Origin of the sequence: Occultella aeris, assembly GCF_902703175.1 — a bacterium.
Classification (GTDB): Bacteria; Actinomycetota; Actinomycetes; order Actinomycetales; family Beutenbergiaceae; genus Occultella; species Occultella aeris.
In genome coordinates this window covers 1-19,679 of sequence record NZ_CACRYJ010000031.1, presented here as the reverse complement: position 1 = coordinate 19,679, position 19,679 = coordinate 1, and the positions used below count along the sequence as shown (strand labels likewise).

The 19,679-nt window shown below is 69.0% G+C and carries 21 protein-coding genes; 13 read left to right on the top strand and 8 right to left on the bottom strand.

Features of this window, described 5'->3' with window-relative positions; genetic code table 11:
• Positions 1-49: 49 nt before the first annotated feature.
• Positions 50-379: an ArsR/SmtB family transcription factor gene (locus HALOF300_RS11275; RefSeq protein WP_156741037.1), complete on the bottom strand. Its 330-nt coding sequence runs from the start codon at positions 377-379 to the stop codon at positions 50-52.
• A gap of 65 nt (positions 380-444) precedes the next feature.
• On the opposite strand from HALOF300_RS11275, the gene HALOF300_RS11270 reads away from it, so the two are divergent.
• Both HALOF300_RS11270 and HALOF300_RS11265 read left to right on the top strand, forming a co-directional pair.
• Positions 445-1,527, top strand: a complete 1,083-nt coding sequence (locus HALOF300_RS11270) for a flavin-containing monooxygenase (RefSeq protein ID WP_156741036.1) — start codon at positions 445-447, stop codon at positions 1,525-1,527.
• 65 nt (positions 1,528-1,592) lie between these two features.
• On the top strand, positions 1,593-2,780 hold the full coding sequence (locus HALOF300_RS11265) for an MFS transporter (protein WP_197522482.1): 1,188 nt from the start codon (positions 1,593-1,595) through the stop codon (positions 2,778-2,780).
• Between the two features lie 36 nt (positions 2,781-2,816).
• On the opposite strand, the gene HALOF300_RS11260 is transcribed toward HALOF300_RS11265, so the two are convergent.
• Complete coding sequence (locus tag HALOF300_RS11260; RefSeq protein WP_156741034.1) at positions 2,817-4,238, bottom strand: FAD-dependent oxidoreductase; 1,422 nt, start codon at positions 4,236-4,238, stop codon at positions 2,817-2,819.
• Positions 4,239-4,324: 86 nt separating this feature from the next.
• Here HALOF300_RS11260 and HALOF300_RS11255 point away from each other — a divergent pair, with 86 nt between their 5' ends.
• From HALOF300_RS11255 to HALOF300_RS11225, 7 genes are all read left to right on the top strand, one after another.
• Positions 4,325-4,699, top strand: coding sequence for an ArsR/SmtB family transcription factor (locus HALOF300_RS11255; RefSeq protein ID WP_156741033.1), 375 nt, complete (start codon positions 4,325-4,327; stop codon positions 4,697-4,699).
• Between the two features lie 126 nt (positions 4,700-4,825).
• A complete protein-coding gene (gene trxA / locus HALOF300_RS11250; protein ID WP_156741032.1) occupies positions 4,826-5,155 on the top strand; it encodes a thioredoxin in 330 nt (109 codons plus the stop codon).
• The gene (gene arsB, locus HALOF300_RS11245; protein WP_156741031.1) at positions 5,152-6,270 is read left to right on the top strand and encodes an ACR3 family arsenite efflux transporter; all 1,119 of its coding nucleotides are present in this window, start codon (positions 5,152-5,154) and stop codon (positions 6,268-6,270) included. The genes trxA and arsB overlap by 4 nt, the downstream gene beginning before the upstream one ends.
• Before the next feature lie 2 nt (positions 6,271-6,272).
• The gene (locus HALOF300_RS11240; protein ID WP_408636819.1) at positions 6,273-7,295 is read left to right on the top strand and encodes a metalloregulator ArsR/SmtB family transcription factor; all 1,023 of its coding nucleotides are present in this window, start codon (positions 6,273-6,275) and stop codon (positions 7,293-7,295) included.
• A 17-nt stretch (positions 7,296-7,312) separates the two neighbouring features.
• Positions 7,313-7,732 (top strand): arsenate reductase ArsC, encoded by a 420-nt coding sequence (locus tag HALOF300_RS11235; protein ID WP_156741030.1) that lies wholly within the window; start codon positions 7,313-7,315, stop codon positions 7,730-7,732.
• Between the two features lie 35 nt (positions 7,733-7,767).
• Positions 7,768-8,124: an ArsR/SmtB family transcription factor gene (locus HALOF300_RS11230; RefSeq protein ID WP_197522481.1), complete on the top strand. Its 357-nt coding sequence runs from the start codon at positions 7,768-7,770 to the stop codon at positions 8,122-8,124.
• A 64-nt stretch (positions 8,125-8,188) separates the two neighbouring features.
• Positions 8,189-9,073: an arsenate-mycothiol transferase ArsC gene (locus HALOF300_RS11225; RefSeq protein WP_231955269.1), complete on the top strand. Its 885-nt coding sequence runs from the start codon at positions 8,189-8,191 to the stop codon at positions 9,071-9,073.
• A gap of 3 nt (positions 9,074-9,076) precedes the next feature.
• On the opposite strand, the gene HALOF300_RS11220 is transcribed toward HALOF300_RS11225, so the two are convergent.
• From HALOF300_RS11220 to HALOF300_RS11200, 5 genes are all read right to left on the bottom strand, one after another.
• Positions 9,077-9,862, bottom strand: coding sequence for a winged helix-turn-helix domain-containing protein (locus HALOF300_RS11220; RefSeq protein ID WP_156741028.1), 786 nt, complete (start codon positions 9,860-9,862; stop codon positions 9,077-9,079).
• A gap of 27 nt (positions 9,863-9,889) precedes the next feature.
• Complete coding sequence (gene pstB, locus HALOF300_RS11215) at positions 9,890-10,720, bottom strand: phosphate ABC transporter ATP-binding protein PstB (RefSeq protein ID WP_269455280.1); 831 nt, start codon at positions 10,718-10,720, stop codon at positions 9,890-9,892.
• 110 nt (positions 10,721-10,830) lie between these two features.
• Complete coding sequence (pstA, locus tag HALOF300_RS11210) at positions 10,831-11,739, bottom strand: phosphate ABC transporter permease PstA (RefSeq protein ID WP_156741027.1); 909 nt, start codon at positions 11,737-11,739, stop codon at positions 10,831-10,833.
• Complete coding sequence (gene pstC / locus HALOF300_RS11205; RefSeq protein ID WP_156741026.1) at positions 11,739-12,710, bottom strand: phosphate ABC transporter permease subunit PstC; 972 nt, start codon at positions 12,708-12,710, stop codon at positions 11,739-11,741. Before pstC ends, pstA begins: the two co-directional genes overlap by 1 nt.
• 14 nt (positions 12,711-12,724) lie before the next feature.
• Positions 12,725-13,693: a PstS family phosphate ABC transporter substrate-binding protein gene (locus tag HALOF300_RS11200; RefSeq protein WP_231955273.1), complete on the bottom strand. Its 969-nt coding sequence runs from the start codon at positions 13,691-13,693 to the stop codon at positions 12,725-12,727.
• A 544-nt stretch (positions 13,694-14,237) separates the two neighbouring features.
• Here HALOF300_RS11200 and HALOF300_RS11195 point away from each other — a divergent pair.
• The 4 genes from HALOF300_RS11195 to HALOF300_RS11185 all read left to right on the top strand — a co-directional run bounded on the left by HALOF300_RS11195 (position 14,238) and on the right by HALOF300_RS11185 (position 17,507).
• A complete protein-coding gene (locus HALOF300_RS11195) occupies positions 14,238-14,819 on the top strand; it encodes a hypothetical protein (protein ID WP_156741025.1) in 582 nt (193 codons plus the stop codon).
• Between the two features lie 357 nt (positions 14,820-15,176).
• Complete coding sequence (locus HALOF300_RS26990) at positions 15,177-15,326, top strand: hypothetical protein (RefSeq protein ID WP_197522479.1); 150 nt, start codon at positions 15,177-15,179, stop codon at positions 15,324-15,326.
• A 7-nt stretch (positions 15,327-15,333) separates the two neighbouring features.
• On the top strand, positions 15,334-16,785 hold the full coding sequence (locus HALOF300_RS11190; RefSeq protein WP_197522478.1) for an NlpC/P60 family protein: 1,452 nt from the start codon (positions 15,334-15,336) through the stop codon (positions 16,783-16,785).
• On the top strand, positions 16,782-17,507 hold the full coding sequence (locus HALOF300_RS11185; RefSeq protein WP_156741023.1) for a hypothetical protein: 726 nt from the start codon (positions 16,782-16,784) through the stop codon (positions 17,505-17,507). Before HALOF300_RS11190 ends, HALOF300_RS11185 begins: the two co-directional genes overlap by 4 nt.
• A 40-nt stretch (positions 17,508-17,547) precedes the next feature.
• Here HALOF300_RS11185 and HALOF300_RS11180 read toward each other — a convergent pair whose 3' ends face one another.
• Entirely contained in the window at positions 17,548-18,216 is a 669-nt protein-coding gene (locus HALOF300_RS11180; RefSeq protein WP_197522477.1) for an HNH endonuclease family protein, read from the bottom strand.
• Between the last annotated feature and the right edge of the window lie 1,463 nt (positions 18,217-19,679).

Here is a 19,679-nt window from a genome sequence, read left to right as displayed (position 1 = left end):
CGTAGGTCCGCAACTCCTTCAGGATGCAGAGTTGGGCTCGTTGGTGGGTTCAGCAGCACACCTTGAGGTAGTCCTGGAGGTCGCCGAGTGCTTGGCTCATGCCGTCGCGGTCGGCCCGGTACAGCACGACCTTGCCGTCGCGTCGGGGCGTCACGATGCCCCCACGGCGCAGGAGTTGGAGTTGGTGGGAGGCGGTGGATTGTCCGATTCCGGCGCGTTCGGCGATCTCGCCGACGGAGAGTTCGGCGCCGGAGGCGAAGAGCAGCATGATGCGCTGGCGGGTCGGGCTAGCCAGGGCGGTAAGGAAGTTATGGGTTGATGGCGAGAGGCCGCCCTGAGCGTCTGCGGTGGGCCGCGGAGCGATCGGCGAGGGGCTCATGCCTGCGAGGATACCGCGTCACATCGACATATTGACAGATCGCAATACTTCGATACGTTATCGGCATGACCTCGTCCTCAGCGCTGCCTGTGATCATCATCGGTGCCGGCCAGTCCGGGTTGGCTGCGGCCCGAGCCGTGCGTGACCGGGGCCTTGAGCCGCTGGTGCTCGAGGCCGGTGAACGGCCGGTGGGCTCATGGCCCTCGTACTACGACAGCCTGCGCCTGTTCTCCCCGGCGCGTTACAGCGCCTCCCCCGGATTCCTGTTCGGGGGTGACCCGGATCGCTATCCAACGCGGAACGAGGTGGTGGACCATCTCGCACGCTATGCGGCGCACCTGGGCGTGGAGGTCCGCACCGGGACACGAGTGTCGACGGTCGAGCGGGCGGGGTCAGCGTTCCTGGTGCGCAGTTCGGAGGGTGAAGAGTTCACAGGGAGCGCGGTGATCGCGGCGACGGGATCCTTCGCGAATCCGGTTGTTCCCGCCCTGCCGGGCATGGAGGGCTACGAGGGCCGGGTGGTGCACTCGGCCGCTTACCGGGAACCCTCAGCCTTCGCCGGGCAGCGGGTCGTCGTGGTCGGAGGTGGGAACTCGGGGGTGCAGATCGCCCGCGAGCTCAATGACGTCGCCCGCCTCACGCTGGCGACTCGCGAGCCGGTCACATTCGCCGCGCAGCGCCTGGCCGGGCGGGATCTGCACTTCTGGTTCCGGTTGTCCGGGTTCGACCGGCTGTCTCCGGCATGGTTGCGGCGACTGGTGCGGGCACCCTTGGTGCTGGATCCCGGGTCCTACCGGGACGCGATCGAGACCGGAAGGCTGGAGCGGCGTGCGATGTTCGCTCAGATTGAGAACGGCGACGTCGTCTGGTCGGACGGTTCGCGCGAGCTCGTTGATGCGCTCGTCCTGGCAACGGGATACCGACCTGCCTTGGCCTACCTGGACGCGCTGGGCGCACTCGACGTGGATGGCGTGCCGCGTCACCGGGGTGGGATTTCCACCACCCATCCGGGGCTGGGGTATGTGGGCCTTGAGCTGCAGCGCTCGTTCTCCTCGAACACCTTGCGCGGGGTGCACCGGGATGCGGACCATGTCGCGGCGGCGGTCGTGGCCCACGCACGCTCGGCGCGCCCCCTCGCCCGGGCATGACCCCACTGCGTCAGCGATCGGCCCCGGGAGGCCAGACCCCGGCTGGGCCGCGGGGTGTCCTCGGGGTGCTGTGCCTGACCCAGATCGTGGGCTGGGGAGTGCTCTACTACTCCTTCCCGGTCGCACTACCGGCCATCACGACCGACACCGGCTGGCCCGCCACCTCGACCCTGGTGGCGTTCTCCGCCGCCCTGGTGGTGGCCGCCGGTGCCGGCGTAGCGGTCGGGCGGGTGATCGACCGACATGGGCCCCGATGGGTGATGACCGGTGGCTCGGTACTCGCGACCGGTGCCGTCGTTGTGATCGCCTGGGCGCCGAACCTCGGGTGGTTCGTGACCGGGTGGGTCATCGCTGGGCTGGCGCAGTCGATGGTCCTGTATGCACCGGCCTTCACTGCCATCACGCGCTGGTACGGGCCGGCTCGCAACCGGGCGCTGTTGACGGTCACGCTCGTCGCTGGGCTGGCCAGCACGATCTTCGCGCCGGTCACCGCGGCCCTGCTCGAGCAGAGCGGATGGCGCCACACCTACCTCGTCCTCGCAGCCGCACTGGCCCTCACCACGATCCCGGCCCACGCACTTGGACTTCGTGCCCCCTGGCCGCCGCACCGCCACTCCCGCGACCAGGGCGACCGGTCCGGCCAGGGCCCGCGTGCTATTGCGCGATCACGCGCGTTCGTCGCCCTCACGGTGGCGACGTCTCTGGGGGCGTTCGCGATGTTCGCCGCGACCATCCACCTGATTCCGATGCTGACCTGGCGTGGCCTGTCGGCGACTGCGGCCGCGTGGGCTCTGGGCCTGTCCGGCGCGGGTCAGCTCGCGGGTCGCCTGGCCTACGCGCCACTCGCGAGGGGAACGACGCCGGTCTCGCGGGCGGTCGCCATCCTCGCGTTGGCCGGTGCCGGGGTCGCAGCCGTGGGTCTGCTTCCCGGGCCCGGGTTGGTGCTCGTGGGCGCGGCCATCGGCCTGGGAGTCGTGCGCGGCGCGTACACGCTGTTGCAGTCGACCGTCATCAGCGACCGGTGGGGCACCGAGGGGTTCGGCGCGCTGTACGGGATCCTGAACGCACCGGCCACGTTGGCGATGGCCCTGGCACCGTGGGTCGCCGGCGTACTCACTGACGCGACCGGTTCCTACCCGGTGACCTTCGCGATCCTGGCCGGCGCCGCGGGACTCGCTGCGGTCGTCGCGACCAGGACCGCGCCGCGACGCACCCCGGAGTTACACCTCCACCCGTGGGGCAGGGGCGAATAGTAAGCGCAGGTCAGCGCGGGTGGCGGTGGCGCGCGATCATGCGCCCGCGGCGTCGCCGGAGCGGCCGTGCGCGACGCCGGTGGCGAACCCCACGCCGGCACCGGAACCCACGCCGAGGGTTACGAGTTGGGGTTCAGCGGGTGCGCTCCCGCAGCACGAGGACGTCGCCGCGCCTGGCTGGTCTGCCTCTAGGGCGAGGTCGCTGGAGCAGACGCCGGTTGCGGGTAGGGCGAGTTCGACGGTGTCTGCTCCGGCTCGGTCGCCGGCCAGGGCGGCGGCGATCGAGCGGACCTGTTCGTATCCGGTGGCCAGGAGGAATGTCGGTGCCCGGCCGTAGGACTTCATCCCGGCCAGGTAGAACCCGTCGTCGGGGTGGGCCAGCACGCGCTCCCCGTGCGCGGGGACGGTGCCGCAGGAGTGCTGGTTCGGGTCGATCAGCGGCGCGAGAGCGGTCGGGGCCTCCACCACCGGGTCGAGGTCGAGACGGACTTCGCGCAGCATGTCCAGGTCGGGCCGGAATCCGGTCGCGTTCGCGATCGAGTGCACGTTCAGGTCGAGGTCGCCCTCACGGGACGCCCCGAGCACCCGGACCGACTCTTCGCCGGGCACGAGGTGCTCGATCGAGACCCGGGTGAGCAGCCGCAGTTGCCCGGCCTCGACCGCGTCCTTGAGCCGGGTACCGAGCAGGCCACGTGCGGGGAGTTCGTCGTCGGTACCGCCGCCGAACAGGCGACGAGCCGATCCCCCTCGGATCGCCCAGGTGATCGTGGTGGCCGGGTCCGCGGCGGCCAGCTCGACCAGGCTCAGCAGGGTGTTCGCGGCCGAGTGCCCCATGCCCACGACCAGGGTGTGCCGGCCCGCGAACCGGGCCCGGTCCGCTCCGAGCACGTCAGGCAGAGGGCCAGTGACGAACTCGGCGGCCTGGTCCTCGCCGGCTGCGGGTAGGCCGCTCACGCCCAACGGGTTGGAGTGCCCGTAGGTGCCCGAGGCGTCGATCACTGCCCGGGCCAGGACGTCGACGACGGTGCCGGTGGAGTCCACGGTGCGCACGCGGTAGCCCTGGCGCTCACGACCTAGGCTCCGGGTCTTGTCGGCGCCATCGCGTGCCACTGCCACGACCCGGGTGTGGGTGCGCAGCCGGGGCGCGATCGTTTCGGTTCGGGCCAGCGGTGCGAGGTAGTGCGCGACGAGTTCGGCGCCGGTCGGCAGGGCATCCGGATCCGGGGCGACCCACCCGGTCGGCGCCAGGAGTCGGGTCGCCGCGGCATCGACGTCGTAGCGCCATGGCGAGAACAACCGGACCTGCCCCCACGACGCGACCGCGGCTCCGGGGCCGTCTCCGGCCTCGAGGACGAGTGGTTCAAGCCCGCGTTCCAGCAGATGCGCCGCGGCCGCCAGCCCCACTGGCCCCGCCCCGATCACCACGACCGGCAGTTCATTACGCCCAACCTCAGCCATCACCACTCCTCATGCATCGAGAAACATCAATGAGACCGAGCGTGGCCCACGTATCGAAGAATGTCAATCAGTGGGAGGATGGGGCCATGACGACGACCGAGATCGCACCGGCGGCAGCGGACATCGGCTGCTGCGCTCCGGCAGTGGCTCCGGCGCTCGACCCCGAGGTGGCCCGCGAGGTCGCGCACGCGTTCAAGGCACTGTCGGATCCCACCCGCGTCCAGCTCCTGGCGATCATCGCCGCACAACCGGACGGTGAGGCCTGCGTGTGCGACCTCACCGAACCGGTCGCCCTGGCCCAGCCGGCCGTCAGCCATCACCTCAAGATCCTCGTCGACGCCGGCCTTCTCGCCCGTGAGCAGCGTGGCCGCTGGGCCTACTACTCGCTCCAGCCGAACGCCCTGACGCAACTGGCGGCCGGCCTCGCCAGCACCAGCAGCGCCACCGCGCAGCAGCGCTAGCCGCACCCACGCCCCTCGCCGCGAGCGACGCTGGGCCGTCCCCTTGCTCTGCTATATCGACATGTGTCAACATAGACGCATACCGATATAGAGGTGCGGCTCGTGCCGGCCGTGGAGGAGAACCCGATGAGTACGAACACCGTCGCTGTCACCGATGAGACCTTCGCCGAGGTGGTCCTGGGCTCGCCCGTGCCGGTGCTCGTGGATATCTGGGCGACGTGGTGCGGCCCGTGCCGGCAGGTCGCTCCGATCCTGGAGGCCCTCGCTGCCGAGTATGCCGGGCGGCTGGTCATCGCCAAGCTCGACGCCGACGCCAACCCCGCGACCGTCGCGGACGCCGGGGTGGTGTCCATCCCGACCCTGAACTTCTACTCCCGAGGCGAACTCGTGAAGTCGGTGGTGGGCGCCCGCCCGAAGAACGTGCTGGTCGCCGAGATCGAGGAGGTCCTGGCGTGAGTGAGACCGTCCTGGCGCCCGGCACGCCGCGCACCCAAGCACCCCGGCTCTCGACGCTGGACCGGTGGCTGCCGGTCTGGATCGGGCTGGCCATGGTCGCCGGCCTGGTCCTGGGCCGGTTCGTACCGGGCCTCGCCGGCGTGCTGACGGCGCTGGAGGTCGGGGGGATCTCCGTTCCGATCGGGCTGGGCCTGCTGGTGATGATGTACCCGGTGCTGGCGAAGGTCCGCTACGACAAGGTCGGCGCCGTCACCGGCGACAAGAAGCTCCTGATCAGCTCCCTGGCGCTGAACTGGCTGCTCGGACCCGCGCTGATGTTCGCCCTGGCCTGGGTACTGCTGCCGGACCTGCCGGAGTACCGGACCGGACTGATCATCGTGGGCCTGGCCCGCTGCATCGCGATGGTCGTCATCTGGAACGACCTCGCCTGCGGTGACCGGGAGGCGGCCGCGGTCCTCGTGGCGATCAACTCCGTGTTCCAAGTCGTCGCGTTCTCGCTGCTCGGATACTTCTACCTGAGCGTGCTGCCCGGCTGGCTCGGCCTGGACACCCAGGGCCTGGACGTCTCGGTCGGACAGATCGCGCTCAACGTCCTGGTCTTCCTCGGGGTCCCGCTCTTGGCGGGCTTCGCGTCCCGCTGGATCGGCGAACGCGCCAAGGGACGCGACTGGTACGAGGCCACGTTCGTGCCCCGGATCGGGCCGTGGGCGCTGTACGGGCTGCTGTTCACGATCGTGCTGCTGTTCGCCCTCCAGGGCGAGGCCGTGACCTCCAACCCCCTGGACGTGGCCCGTATCGCGCTGCCCCTGCTGGTCTACTTCGCGCTCATGTGGGGTATCGGGATCGCTCTCGGCAAGACCCTGGGTCTGGGGTACGCCCGCTCCACGACGCTTGCGTTCACCGCGGCGGGCAATAACTTCGAGCTCGCGATCGCCGTCGCGATCGGCACCTTTGGTGCGACGTCCGGGCAGGCCCTCGCCGGTGTGGTCGGCCCCCTGATCGAGGTCCCGGTCCTGGTTGGACTCGTCTACGTCTCGCTCTGGCTCGCCCGCCGCCTGTTCCACACCGACCCCAACTCCCTCCCCGGCAGCACACCACCCATGGAAGAGGCATGATCATGACCACCTCCGACGCGGTCCGGTCCATGTTCGACGTGACCGACCCGGACTGCACACCCAAGCTCGAGTCGCATGCGATCGCCACCGAGAGCGCCACCACCGTCGCGACCACGTTGAAAGCCCTGGCCGAACCGCTCCGGTTGCGGATGCTCTCGTTCATCGCGACCGCACCCGCCGGCGAGGCCTGCGTGTGTGACCTCGCGGCACTGACCGACGTGTCCCAGCCGACCGTCTCCCACCACCTGAAAGTGCTGCGTGACGTCGGTGTCCTGACCTCCGAGCGGCGCGGCACCTGGGTCTGGTACCGCATCGAACCCGGCTACCGAGGAGCCGTCGCGACCCTGCTGGACTCGTTCGCACCCGCGGCGCTCGAAGCACCACATCGCCAGCCGGTGCTCGGTGGACTGGACGACGCCGACGCAGTGCTCGATCGCCTGGCCGCCGAACTCGCGGCCTCCTTCGCCGACGTTCACTTCGACGTGGTGCAACGGATCGTGCGGGAGTCCTACACGAGCTTGGCCCGCACGGCGAAGGTCTCCGCGCACCTGATCTCACTCGCCGAACGATTCGCCCGGCAGCGCCTGACGGACACCACCCGGGACGCCACAGACTCGGTCCCGCAAGTGCTGTTCGTCTGTGTCGCGAACGCCGGCCGCTCCCAGCTCGCCGCCGCGCTGGTGCGCCACTACGCAGGCGAACGCATCACCGTCCGGTCGGCCGGGTCGACACCCGCAGCGGACGTACACACCGGGGTTCGTGAGGCACTTGCCGATCTCGGCACCACGGATGCGTTTCCGAAACCTCTCACCGACGACGCCGTCCGCGCCGCCGACGTCGTGGTCACGATGGGCTGCGGCGACGTCTGCCCGGTCCTGCCCGGCATCCGCTACGAGGACTGGCTCGTCGGCGACCCCGCCCTGGCCTCACCCGCCGGCATCGCCGCGATCCGCGACGACCTCGACACCCGGGTCCGCGCCCTCCTCACCGACCTGCTGCCCGACCTCACCCTGCCCACCACCTGACCCCGATGGAGCCGATCATGACCACCACCCAGCCATCCGCCCTGTTCGTCTGCGTGCACAACGCCGGCCGCTCCCAGATGGCCGCAGGATTCCTACGGACCCTGTCCGGCGGGGCCGTCGATGTCCGCTCCGCCGGATCCATGCCCGCCGACCAGATCAACCCCGTCGCCGTCCAGGCCATGGCCGAGATCGGCATCGACATCCGCGCCGAGCAACCCAAGATCCTGACCACCGAGGCCGTCCAAGCCTCCGACGTGGTCATCACCATGGGCTGCGGCGACGCCTGCCCGATCTTTCCCGGCAAGCGCTACGAGGACTGGGCCCTCGAGGACCCGGCGGGGCAGGGCATCGAATCGGTGCGCCCGATCCGCGATGAGATCCGCGGGCGGGTCCTGACGCTCCTGGGCGAACTGGGCGTGGCCCCGGTCCAGGCCTGAGCCGAGTCGGTGACCGGCGTGGGTATCCTCGATGTGTGAGGGCTACGGCGAGGACCAGCGGTGCGCGCACCGACGCGCCGGCTGGGCCTGGGCCGGGAGGAGCCCTGAGGTCGGCACTGAGCCGGGAACAGGCCGAGGACACCGCCAGCCTGCTGCGTGTCGTTTCGGATCCAACGCGTCTGCAGATCCTCAGCCTCATCCACCACAGCGTCGAGGAGCGTGCCCGGGTCGCAGACCTGACACGTGCCCTGGGTCTGCGACAACCGACCGTCTCACACCACCTGCGGGTCCTTACCGAGGCCGGAATTCTCTCGCGCGAGCCCGTGGGACGCGAGGTCTGGTACGGCATCGTTCCGGATCGCCTGGCGGCCATCGCCGACCTGCTGCGCTGAGGCCCCTCGGCGCAGCGCTGCGACCGTGACCGAAGCTCAGGTCCGGGCGGCGCAGGTGGCCGCGATGGCCGACCCAGATCGGCTGCGGGTCCTGGCCCTGGTGCTCACCGACCCGCGAGGCCAGACCAGCGCCAGCACACTGGCTGGACCCGGGATGACGGCGAGTGCGTTCAGCGCGCATCTGGAGGCGATGGCGCGAGTCGACCTGCTTGTGACTGTTGGCCAGGGATCGGGTGAGGACACGCTCTACCGACCCACTCACGACGCCCTGATGAGGTTCGGGACCCTCGCGTTGGGCACGCCGCGGCACGGCATGCCCTCGGTGCTGGCCGGTGACCATCTGGTGCTGCTCGAGCGGATCGCCGCTGACCTGACCGGCACCTTCGCCAACGTGTTCGCGCCGGCGACCGTCGCCCGGTTCGTCACGGAGAGCTATGAGCTGCTCGCGGCGAGGGCCACGGTTCGACACCATCTACCCGCCCTGACGGCCCGGTTCGTGGCCGACCGCCTCAGCGCGCTGGTGAAGGCGCAGACCAGGCCGTCGCGGCATGGCACGGACGTCCTGTTCGTCTGCGTGCACAACGCGGGCCGATCCCAGATCGCGGCCGCGGTGCTGCGCGCGGCCGCCGGCGAGAGCGTCCGGGTCCGCACCGCTGGCTCAACGCCCTCCGAGGAGGTCAACCCCCTGGTGCTGGAGGAACTCGATCGCCGCGGACTGGCCCTACTGACCGAGTTCCCACGACCCCTGACCGACGAGGTGGTCCGCGCCTCTGACGTGGTGGTCACCATGGGCTGCGGCGATGCCTGCCCCGTGGTCCCCGGCCGGCGTTACCTCGATTGGCCAGTTCCCGACCCACGCGTGCTCGACCCTGCTGGGATACGGGACCTGGTCGATGAGATCACCGTGCGTGTACACCAGCTGCTGAAGGAAGTCGGCTCTGCCTCGTAGCCCTCATCGGACGAGTCGCATCGGTTCGCCAACAATGTCCTGGAGTTGCGCGGAGTCGAGGCGATACCCGAGTCCGCGCACGGTGTGGACCGCGAGCCCGGCGCCGTGGGCCTGCAGTTTGCGTCGAAGACGTACGACGGTAGCGATCAACGTGTTGTCCGGGTCCGGCGACTCCGGCCAGATCTCTCGTGCGAGAACTGGTCGCGTGACGACGTGGTCGGCGTTGCGGCACAGCTCGAAAAGGACCGCGAACTCCAACGTGCTCAGGTTAACGCCCTGCCCGGCCAGGATCACGTCGCGCGACTCGGGGTCCATGAGGAGGTTCCCAACCCGAATCGCGGCACGGATCTGACGTGTCGGCCACACGTCGTGAAGCGCCCGAAGGAGCCCCGTGCTTCGGTACGGGAGGTCAACGGCCGGGCGGGCGCCGGCCAACACCGCCGGGCCGACCGTGTCGAGGTCACCGGGGCCGAAGGCGATCAGGACGGGAATCGTCAGCTCGCTGCGCACGATCTCGACGAAACGGCCCAACGGTGGCGTACCAGTGCGCACGGCCACGACAACGACGTCGGCGTCGTCGGCACCCAGGCGTGCCAGAGCACGGAGCGGGTCGCTGTAGTTGCGCAGGGCGATGTCCAGGGACGCCAGGTGTGGGCCCAGTGCCGCGACCGCACCCCGATCGGTGTCGACGAAGACCACGGTGCCGGCACCGTGACCGGCTCGGGACCACTCGCGAGCCCCGTCGTCGTCTCGCCAGGCCTGGGCCGGGCGTCGCGCTGTGGTCGTCATCGTGATGCGTCCTCCCCTAGGGACCGGTCAGCCGAAGCGACCGGTGATGTAATCCTCGGTTCGTTGATCGGCCGGGTTCTCAAAGATCTTGCTGGTGCGGTCGAACTCGACGAGCACCCCGGTCCGGTCGCCGGTCTCCTCGTCGACGCCCGCGGTGAAGAACGCGGTGCGGTCGGCGACGCGTGCCGCCTGTTGCATGTTGTGGGTCACGATGACGATCGTGTATAGGTCACGCAGATCGACCATCAACGACTCGATCCGTGCCGTGGCGATCGGGTCCAGGGCCGAGCACGGTTCGTCCATCAGGATCACATCGGGCTCGACGGCGATGGTTCGCGCGATGCACAGCCGCTGCTGCTGCCCGCCGGAGAGCCCGTAGGCGCTCTGCTTGAGCTTGTCCTTCACCTCATCCCACAGGGCAGCGCGGGTCAACGCCTGCTCGACGTGGTCGTCCATCGACGCGACCTTCATCCCGGTGACCCGCGGACCGTAGGCGATGTTGTCGTAGATCGACTTCGGGAACGGATTCGGCTTCTGGAAGACCATCCCGATTCGGCGCCGCACCTCGATCGGGTCCACGGCGTCGGCGTACATGTCCTGACCCCAGTACCGGATCGAACCCTTCACCCGCGCGCCCTCGACGAGATCGTTCATTCGGTTGAGTGAACGCAAGATCGTGGACTTCCCGCAGCCCGAGGGCCCGATCAGGGCCGTGATCTCGTTGTGTCCGAACGCCAGCGAGACCTCCCGCACCGCCCGGAACTGGCCGTAGTACACATCGACGTCCTCGCATTCGAGAACCGACGCCGGGGTGTCGGAGAGGTCTCGGTGCGCGGACTGGGCGGGTCTGGTGCTGATCGGGTTGCTGGTCGTGGCCTGGGCCATGGTGGCCTCCTGGGTCTGCGCCGCGGTGGGCGGCGTCGCTGGATTGCGGGTCGGTACCTGGGTGTCGTCGTGGGTGCTCATGATCACCACCGCTTCTGGTGGCTGTTGCGGATGACGATCGCGATCGCGTTCATGCCGATGAGGATCGCGATCAGCAGGATCGAGGCCGCCGCGGCGAGCTCGTGGAACGCCGGTTGGGGTGCATTGGTCCAGGAGAAGATCTGAATCGGCATCGTCGTGAAGCCACTGAGCAGCCCGTTCGGGTCGAAGGAGATGAACACCAGCCCGCCCAGCAACAGCAGCGGAGCAGCCTCACCCACGGCACGGGACAGCGCGAGAATCGTGCCCGTCGCGATGCCCGGCACGGCCGCCGGCAGCGTGATGCGCCAGGTCGTCTGCAGCTCAGAACTCCCCAGGGCCAGCGAGGCCTGCCGCAACTCGCTGGGGACGGCGCGCAGCGCCTCCCGGGTCGAGATGATGATGACGGGCAGGATCAGAAGGCCCAGCGCCACGGCAGCCCCGATGACGATGTTCTTGTTGCCCACCCCGAAGAGCGCGAGCACACCGAGGGCGAGCATCCCGTAGATGATCGAAGGAATCGCTGACAGGTTCTGGATGTTCAGCTCGATGAACCTGTTGAACCAGTTCCGCCGGTCGGCGAACTCCTCCAGATGCACGGCCGTCGCCACACCCAGGGGTATCGCCAGGACCGCCGTCGCCCCAACCACCCACAGCGATCCCAGAACCGCCGGTCGGGCACCGGCCTCCGCGGGTCGCGAGGAGGGGAACTCCGTGAACAGGCGCCCATCGAGCCGGTCCCAACCCTCCGCCACGGTGGTGATGATCAGCACGACCAGGGTGACGAAGGCGACGAGCAGGCTGACCCAGAGCAGGCCGAGGAAGATGACCGAACCCGGAGTGCGTTCCTTGCTGCGGCCAGTCGCGCCCAGGCGTGCTGTGCGGGTCGCCGTGGCGGGCGTGTGCAGGCTCATCAGTACTCCTGACGGAAGCGTCGAACGAGTTGGATGCTGATGAGGTTGACGATCATCGTCAGGACGAACAGCAGCAGGCCGACGGCGAAGAGAGTGTCGTACTGCAGCGAGCCGACCCGGGAGTCGCCCAAGGCCATCCGGGCGATGAACCCGGTCATGGTGGCGCCCTCCATGGTCGGATCGCTGACGATCTGGGCCCTGGCGCCGGCCGCGATCGCCACGATCATGGTCTCGCCGATCGCGCGGGAGATGCCGAGCACGATCGCCGCGACGATCCCGGAGATTGCGGCCGGGAAGACCACCCGCAGACTCGTCTGCATCCGGTTCGCCCCGAGCGCGGCCGAGCCCTGCCGGAGTGCCTGCGGGACCGCGGACATCGCATCCTCGGACAGCGAGGCAACGGTCGGGATGATCATCACGCCCATCACCAGCCCAGCGGCGAGGATCGAGAAGGTGCCAACACCCAGGTCCAGCCAGCCGTTGAGCACGACGGGGGCGACGAAACTCAGGGCGAAGAACCCGAAGACGACGGTCGGGATCCCAGCGAGCAGTTCGAGGACGGGCTTGAGAATCCGGCGCGTGCGGGCGTGGGCGTACTCAGCGAGGAAGATCGCCGCACCCAGCCCGAACGGGACCGCGACCGCCAACGCGATCAGCGTGGTCCACGCCGTCGCCGTCACGAGCGGCAGGACCCCGAAACTCGCCTCCGCGAACTGTGGCGCCCAGCGGGTGCCGGTGAGGAAGTCCAGCACCGGGACCTCACGGAAGAACGCCACGGCCGGCACGAGCAACGAGACGACGATGCCGACCGTGATGACGATCGACAGCCAGGCGGCCGCGCGAAGTAGGAGCCGCACGATCCGGTCGCCGTAGCGTGAGGATGAACGGGCGATCTCCGTGCCCGGTGGCGCGGCCGCAGGCCGGCCCGGCGTGACCACGCCGGCCTGCGATGGTGACTGGATGGCACTCATGCCGCAGCGCGCTCTCAGCCGACCAGGCTGGCGAGCTCGTCCTGGGCCTGCGCTGCCTGCTCGTCGGTCAAGTCGATGAACAGGGCCTCGGCCGCGATCGTCTCCTCGTTTTCGAGATAGAAGTCCACAAACGTGCGCAGCGCTTCGTTCTCGGCATAGCGGGCGTTGTTGACGTAAATGAACAGCGGTCGCCCGAGCGGGGCGTAGCTACCGTCCTGCACCGTGTCCCGGCTCGGCGTGACACAACCCTCACCGCCGTCGACATCCAACAACTTCACGGAATCGGCGTTCTCCTCCGCGTAGCTCAGGCCGAAGAAGCCCATGCCGCCCTGGGAGCCACTGACGCCCTGGACCGTGAGGTTGTCATCCTCCGACGGTGAGTAGTCGGTGCGGATCGCACCCTCCTCACCATTGATCGCCTCGGTGAAGTAATCGAACGTGCCCGAGTCGGTGCCCGCCCCATAGAGGTCGAGGGGCACGTCCGGGAAGGAGGGATCAACCTGGTTCCAGCTCGTGACGGTGCCCTCGGAGTCCGGTGCCCAGATCGTCGCCAGTTGTTCGGTGGTGATGCACTCGAGCCAGTCGTTGTCTGGATTCACCACGACCGACAGCCCGTCGTTGGCGATCACGATCTCTGTGAACTCCACGCCGGCGGCCGCGCACGCTTCTGCTTCCTCATCCTTGATCGGGCGGGAGGCGTCGGAGATGTCTGTCTCATCAGCACAGAAGCGCTGGAACCCGCCCCCGGTACCCGAGGTCGCCACGGTGACGTTCACCCCCGGTTCAACATCACGGAAGTTCGTGGCCGCAGCCGAACTGAGGGGCTCCACGGTGGAGGACCCGTCGATCACAACCTCCCCGCTCAGACCACCACCCTCACCCCCGGTCCCGCTACCGCCATCAGCCCCGGACCCCTGGCCCCCACACGCCGCGAGGGCAAGAATCAGAACGCTCGACCCAAGGGCGAACGTGGTGCGCTGCACAGTCCTGAACACGTGATCTTCCTGTCTGCCACGGACCAGCAGCACCACGCCGCCACGTCCTCGTCATCCGAACAAACAGATAGAACGCCGTCTATATGAACACGAGATGAACGCCAGCACAACCAACCGTGAAACATAGGACGCCATCTATCAATATCCAGCCGTCGGATGCCCGACCGTGCGCCGCGCTCGCGGAGCCGCACAGTCGCAACGGACCGCATGCCCGGACGATCCGGACCACTAGGTGAGACAGATTCGGCGGCAGTACCCGGCATCAGCGCAGGTCGGCGGCTCCATCTTCGGACAGGTCCGGCGAGAACCTACAACCGAACAGCACACCCACCAAGCCCACGCACAGGCAACCGCGAATGCACCCGGCACCGGCTTCTGTGCGCCGATACGCGTCGAGGCCACGCACGGCACCAGCATCCAGGCTCGATCACCCCGGACGTGGCCTGACCCGGCTCATCGAGACACCTGGCGCATCGACCGACCGCGCGTGAGGTCATGAGCGCACGGACCACGGCCAAGGAGGGAGCCACCGATGCCGACAACAGGCGAGGAACGGGTGCCACGCGGCAGTGCCGGGATCGTAGCCGTCGTCGCCGGCGCCGTGGTGGCGCTGGGGGCGGTCGCAGGCGCGACGGCCCTAGTCACCGCGCACGGGGAGCGTCGGGACTGGCAGCAGCAGGTGGCGGCCTACGAGTCGCAGGTGGTGGCCGCCGAAGCCGCCAGTTCCGCCAGCCGCACTGCCACCGAGCGGGACTACGACCAGGCCATCCGCGCGTTGACCGCCCAGATCGCCCGTGCCGAGGAGGTCTATCAAGGCACCAATGACCGCGTCCTCGACGACGACCTGCGTTGGCAGTTGTGGTTCGCGGCCACCGACGCGCAGCTCATCCTCGCTGCCGCGCCGGCCTACCTCTCCCAGACCAGGGCCGTGGCGGCGATCAGCGTCGACGGCACATTCGTTCAGGACTCCCGAGCCGGCCGGACCTTCACCGTCACGACCGGCACCACTCCCGCTGTGAGTGACCTGCAGGCGGCCACGGGCAGGATCACCGAGGCGATCGCCGCCGTGCAGCAGTCACAGCAGCAGTGGGCGAACACCCCTGCGACGCCGTGAAAGCAGGCCACGCGATGCCCGACAGCGCGAACGTGATCTCCCTGTTTCGTCGCCGCCCCCCGGCCTGGGAAGCAGCCCCCGACCAGACCATGACCGCCGAGCCCGCCCGCTCGCTGACCGACCAACTCGACGCGGCCTCGAGTCAGCAGGCCGCCCAGGCCGGCCGAGCAGCAACACCTTCGAGCGTGCTCATCCCGTTCCATCCGCCGGGGGGTGTCGAGGTACCAGACCAGCACAGCTCGAGCTCGAGCCCGCAGCGCCTCCGCCTCGCCCGGGAGCTGCTGCGCCCGGTCAAACAGCCGACGAACACGGCCGGTACGACCCGAACCAGTCACAGTGACCGACTAGGAGGATCCGATGTCGACTCATGACGACGTGGTGCTCGCCGAGCAACTGCGCCAAACCGAGCTGGCACTTCAGAACGAGCAGGAGGCGGTCCGGCGGCGCGAACAGGAGTTCGCCCGTCGATGCGAGCAGGCGTGGCAGGCGCAGGTCGAGCCGAGGTAGACCCCCTGTGTTGCAGGAACGGCCACGGCGAGGGCGCGCCGGCCGATGGGTCATCGCCCTGGTCGTGCTCGGGCTCGGGGCGATGTTCATCGCCCCGATCGCGCTGGTCGGAGCCATCGGGATCCTCACCTCGAGCCTCTTCGTCAGCGCTGGCGCCGACGGCGGCGCGGGTGGGCCAGACGCGGGCTTGGTCGCCGCTGCGGAGGCGGCCTCCGCCCGATGCGAGTCCGCGACTCCGGCGCGGCTGATCGCTGTGGTCAGTCTGCCCCCGCCGGGGCAGACCCCTGTCGATGCCGGCCTTCCGGTCCAAGCCTGGGGACAGGTGCTGATCTCCTCCGGGCAGTACGAGGCCCAGCGGGCCGGTGAGGACGCGCAGTTGGACCCGGCGAACACCGCCAGCGTCCTGGACGCGGTCGCGATCATCTGGTGCGCCCTGTACCCCGAGATCGCCGACGCTGCCGCAGACTCCCCGATCACCTTGACCTACCTGGCGCTCGGGTCAGCGGCAAGCACAGATGAGGCGACCGAGCACGAGCCGAGCGCATCCGATCAGGTCCGGGCCGCCCAGTTCGAATCGCTGGCCGCGCAGTACGAAGAGCGCCTCGCCCACGCCGCGAACGCCGGGGCAGGCTCGGTCAGCGCCGAAGGGTGGACCCACCCGATCCCCGGCATGTCGCGGTACCAGGACAACTACGGGCAGGCACGAAACCTGTACACCCACGCCGGCGAAGACCTCTCGGCGGCGCTAGGCACGCCGATCTACGCGGCCGCGGCCGGCACAGTGACTCACGTCGCCTGCACCATGTACGAAGGTCGCTCACCGTGCAACGTGATCATCGACCACGGCACCGACCCCGACACCGGACTGCGGGTTCAGACCTGGTACGTGCACATGTACCCGGGCGGGGTGCTGATCAGCCACGGGGATCAGGTCACGGTCGGCCAGCAGATCGCCCTGACCGGGTCCAACGGCAACTCCTCCGGCCCCCACCTGCACCTTGAGGTCCATTCCGGTGGGCAGGTCATCGACCCGGCCCCGTTCTTCGCCGCCCGCGGCGTCGACCTGCGCAACCCCACCACGGCACCCCAAGTCAGTGGCGCCGCCGGGCAGGCGTTGGCATGGGCGCGCACACAGATAGGAACCCCCTACGCACTCGGCGGCACCGGCCCCGACACCTACGACTGCTCCGGGCTCACCATGCGCGCGTACGAACACGCCGGCGCCACCCTGCCCCGGACCAGCAGGGAGCAGTACGCCGCCACCATCCGCATCACGGCCGCGCAGCTGCAACCGGGCGACCTGGTGTTCTGGAGCACGGACGGCACCGCGGCCGGCATCTACCACGTCGCCCTTTACGCGGGCGCCGGCCGCATCGTCCAGGCCCCCGCCCCGGGCAGCACAGTGGAGGACCAGGTGCTGTGGCAGGAGAACCTCTTCGGATACGGCAGGGTGACATGAGCGCGCACGCAGCACACCAAATCGCCCGCACGATCGCGGCGGCGGTGGCCACCGCCGCCGTGCTTCTCCTACCAGCCTGCTCGGTCACGACGCTGCCACGGTCGGTGCACGGGGGGCCCGAGGGTGCGAACGAGACGGTCGAGGTCTTCGACGAGAATTACATCGACCCTGACGCCGCGCCAGGCCCCGGCGCGGACCCACCACCCACGCCGTCGGCCGACGACGTCATCCGAACTCTTGCCGACCCGGCCACGGTCGGCCTCACCGAAGCCGACGAGCTGGCCGCAGCACAGACCGGAATGATCTTCCTCGAGACGATCTGGACCTGGGACTCCACGGACACCTCTGACCGAGCCGGCCTCGAGCGCGCCCTGCCGCTCGCAAGTCCCGAACTCGCCGAGCAGTTGCGGCACTGGATCGACGAGCCGCTCTACTCGCCCGAGGAATGGCAAACCCTGGCCGGGCGCCCGGACGTGGGATCGACGATCGGCATCCTGCAGACCTGGCCGGACCCCGACGGGGCCTTCGATCACGACACCTACACACTCAAGCTGCTCTTCCGAACCTTCATCCCGGGCCCGAACGGCGCCGTGATGCCCAGCCTCGAGGAGGCCCGCTACGCCACGCTCGTGCTCATCCGCACCGCGACCAACACCTGGCAGGTCGCCGACCTGCCCCTCCAGGATGTCGAGCACGTGATCGAGCCCAACGACGAGCCCTGAATCTCGCACACGACGGTCCGCAGTCGGAACGATCGGTCAGTCAGCAGGTCTGCAGCAGACCTTCCAGCGCACGTCGCTCGGCTGGCGTGACCCACAGGCCGTAGCGGGTCTTGATCACGATCTGGGTGGTGGCGTAGGCGCACCGGTGGGCGGGGTTCGGTGGAACCCACTCCGCTGCATCGCCTGCCCCCTTCTCCTGGTTGGCACGGCGGCTGACCGTCAGGAGGTTTGCGGGGTCGTTGGCGAACGCGGCCAGCGTCGCGCTGTCCCACTGCTGAGCCCCGGTGATCCAGGCGTTGTACAGCGAGACCACGTGATCGACCTCGACCAGGCCGGTTCCCGGCTCGTAGGTGATCGCGTCGCCGGAGTAGGGATCGATGAGGACACCGCCGACGACCGCGCACAGCACAAGCGGGTGATACTCAAGGGCGGAAAGATCACGCGCGAGGACGAGATCTCGGACATCACAGTCCCCCACCGGCGCCCACCCTGCCCCGAACAGATGGTCACGGTCGTAGCCGTCGCCGGAGGCGGGACCAGCCACGGGAAGCTGCTCCAGCAGTGCCAGGGCATCAGCTGCCTCAGCATCCGGCGGCCCACCCGCGGCCGGACTCCCGACGATGGACTCGGCAGCCCGGTCGCCGACGACCCCGACGGAGAGCACGATCACGACCGCTGTGAGGACCCCAAGCAGAGGCTTGGCGAGCAAGCCGGGGCGAGAACCACGTCGAGAATGCGTCCTGGACGTCGCTCCACTGGCCATGCCATCCCACGTGCTCGGAGGTAGTCGAGGTATTGACCCGATACCCGCGAGACGAAGCCTAGGTTTGCTCGACCTGTGTGAACGCGCCGCGATCGTTGACCAGGACATACAGGTGGCCAGTCTTGGATCTGCGCACGGTCCCGACGGCGAGGATGTGCCGACCGGGCAAGCCGACCAGCACAGCGGGGTCCGTGAGGCCAAGGGACATAGCCGTTGCGCGGGGGATTACCACACGCGGGCCATGTCGTGGCTGCAGGTGGACGGCACCAGTTGGGCCGTAGCGGATGGCCTCCTCGACCCGGCCCCAATAGCCGCGAGGCCGATCGTCGGCGTGCTCTACGCGCTCGAGGTGGACGAAGAACACCTCGGCCGGCATCGGATCGCGAGAGCCCCAGGAGATCAGGTAATCGGGCGGGTACCCGCGGCCGATGAGGACCCGTAGCGCTCCGCGAAGCGGGGACCGGCGCGGTCGCCGCACCGTAGGGGACGGTCGAACGCCGGCCTGCACGTCGGCCGCACCTGGCAGAGACGGCGAGGAGGCTGCCCGCGTGTGCCGACCTGGGAGGTCTGGGGTGAGTGTGATCCTAGTGATGATCCGGTCCTCGCCCTCGGGGGAGGTCGCCCAGATGGCGTCGTGGGCCGATGAGTGAGCGCGTGCCTCGTCACACCCCTCGATGTGATCCATCGCCGCGAAATGGGGAGCCTTCGCGGTACTTCCGAGTGCCTTGGCGAAAGCGTGACCGCCGCATCGCCGCCCATCGATGCCGGCTCCGGCGCAGCGCAAGTTCGCGGGCCGATCGGAGGGCTCCAACTGCATGTAGCGGCCGATGGAGATCAGCCCGTGGCCCGGGCCGGCGATGGATACGGCGACTTGCATCGGTGAACATCTCCTCCTTCTCCTATCAGGCGGGTAGGTTCCGGCGCGTCCTGGTTCGATAACCTGGGTCTGTTCCACAGTTCCCGCGGATTGGCTAGTTCGGAGCGCTCCTCTGGAGCCCTCGGGAGAGGAGCGCCCGAGATTGCCAACATCGATGACGATCGCCCGGTTCGTGGCGGTGCAGAACGAACTGTGGCCGACGGTCGACGGCGCGGTGCCGGTCGAGGGCGTTCGCGGAGCACCTGCGTTGGCCACTGGTCGAAGCCCTCACCGTCGGCCGAGTGGTGCCCCGCTCGCCACCTGATCGACACCGACGCCGGAGTGGGTGACCCGATCCGGGTCATCGAAGGGGTGCGACCGCCGCTGAGGTAGTTCGGGTGCGAAGAAGTATGTCAACCGGCCGCCTCGTGTCGGCCGGTTGCCGTACGTTCTGGTCAGTGTCAGGGTGAGTGCGCCGCACTGGTTGCGGTGGTTGGATCCTGAGCACCTGGTGCCTGGCTCATACGTTCGTTGTCGTCCCTGGTTTGGGGCT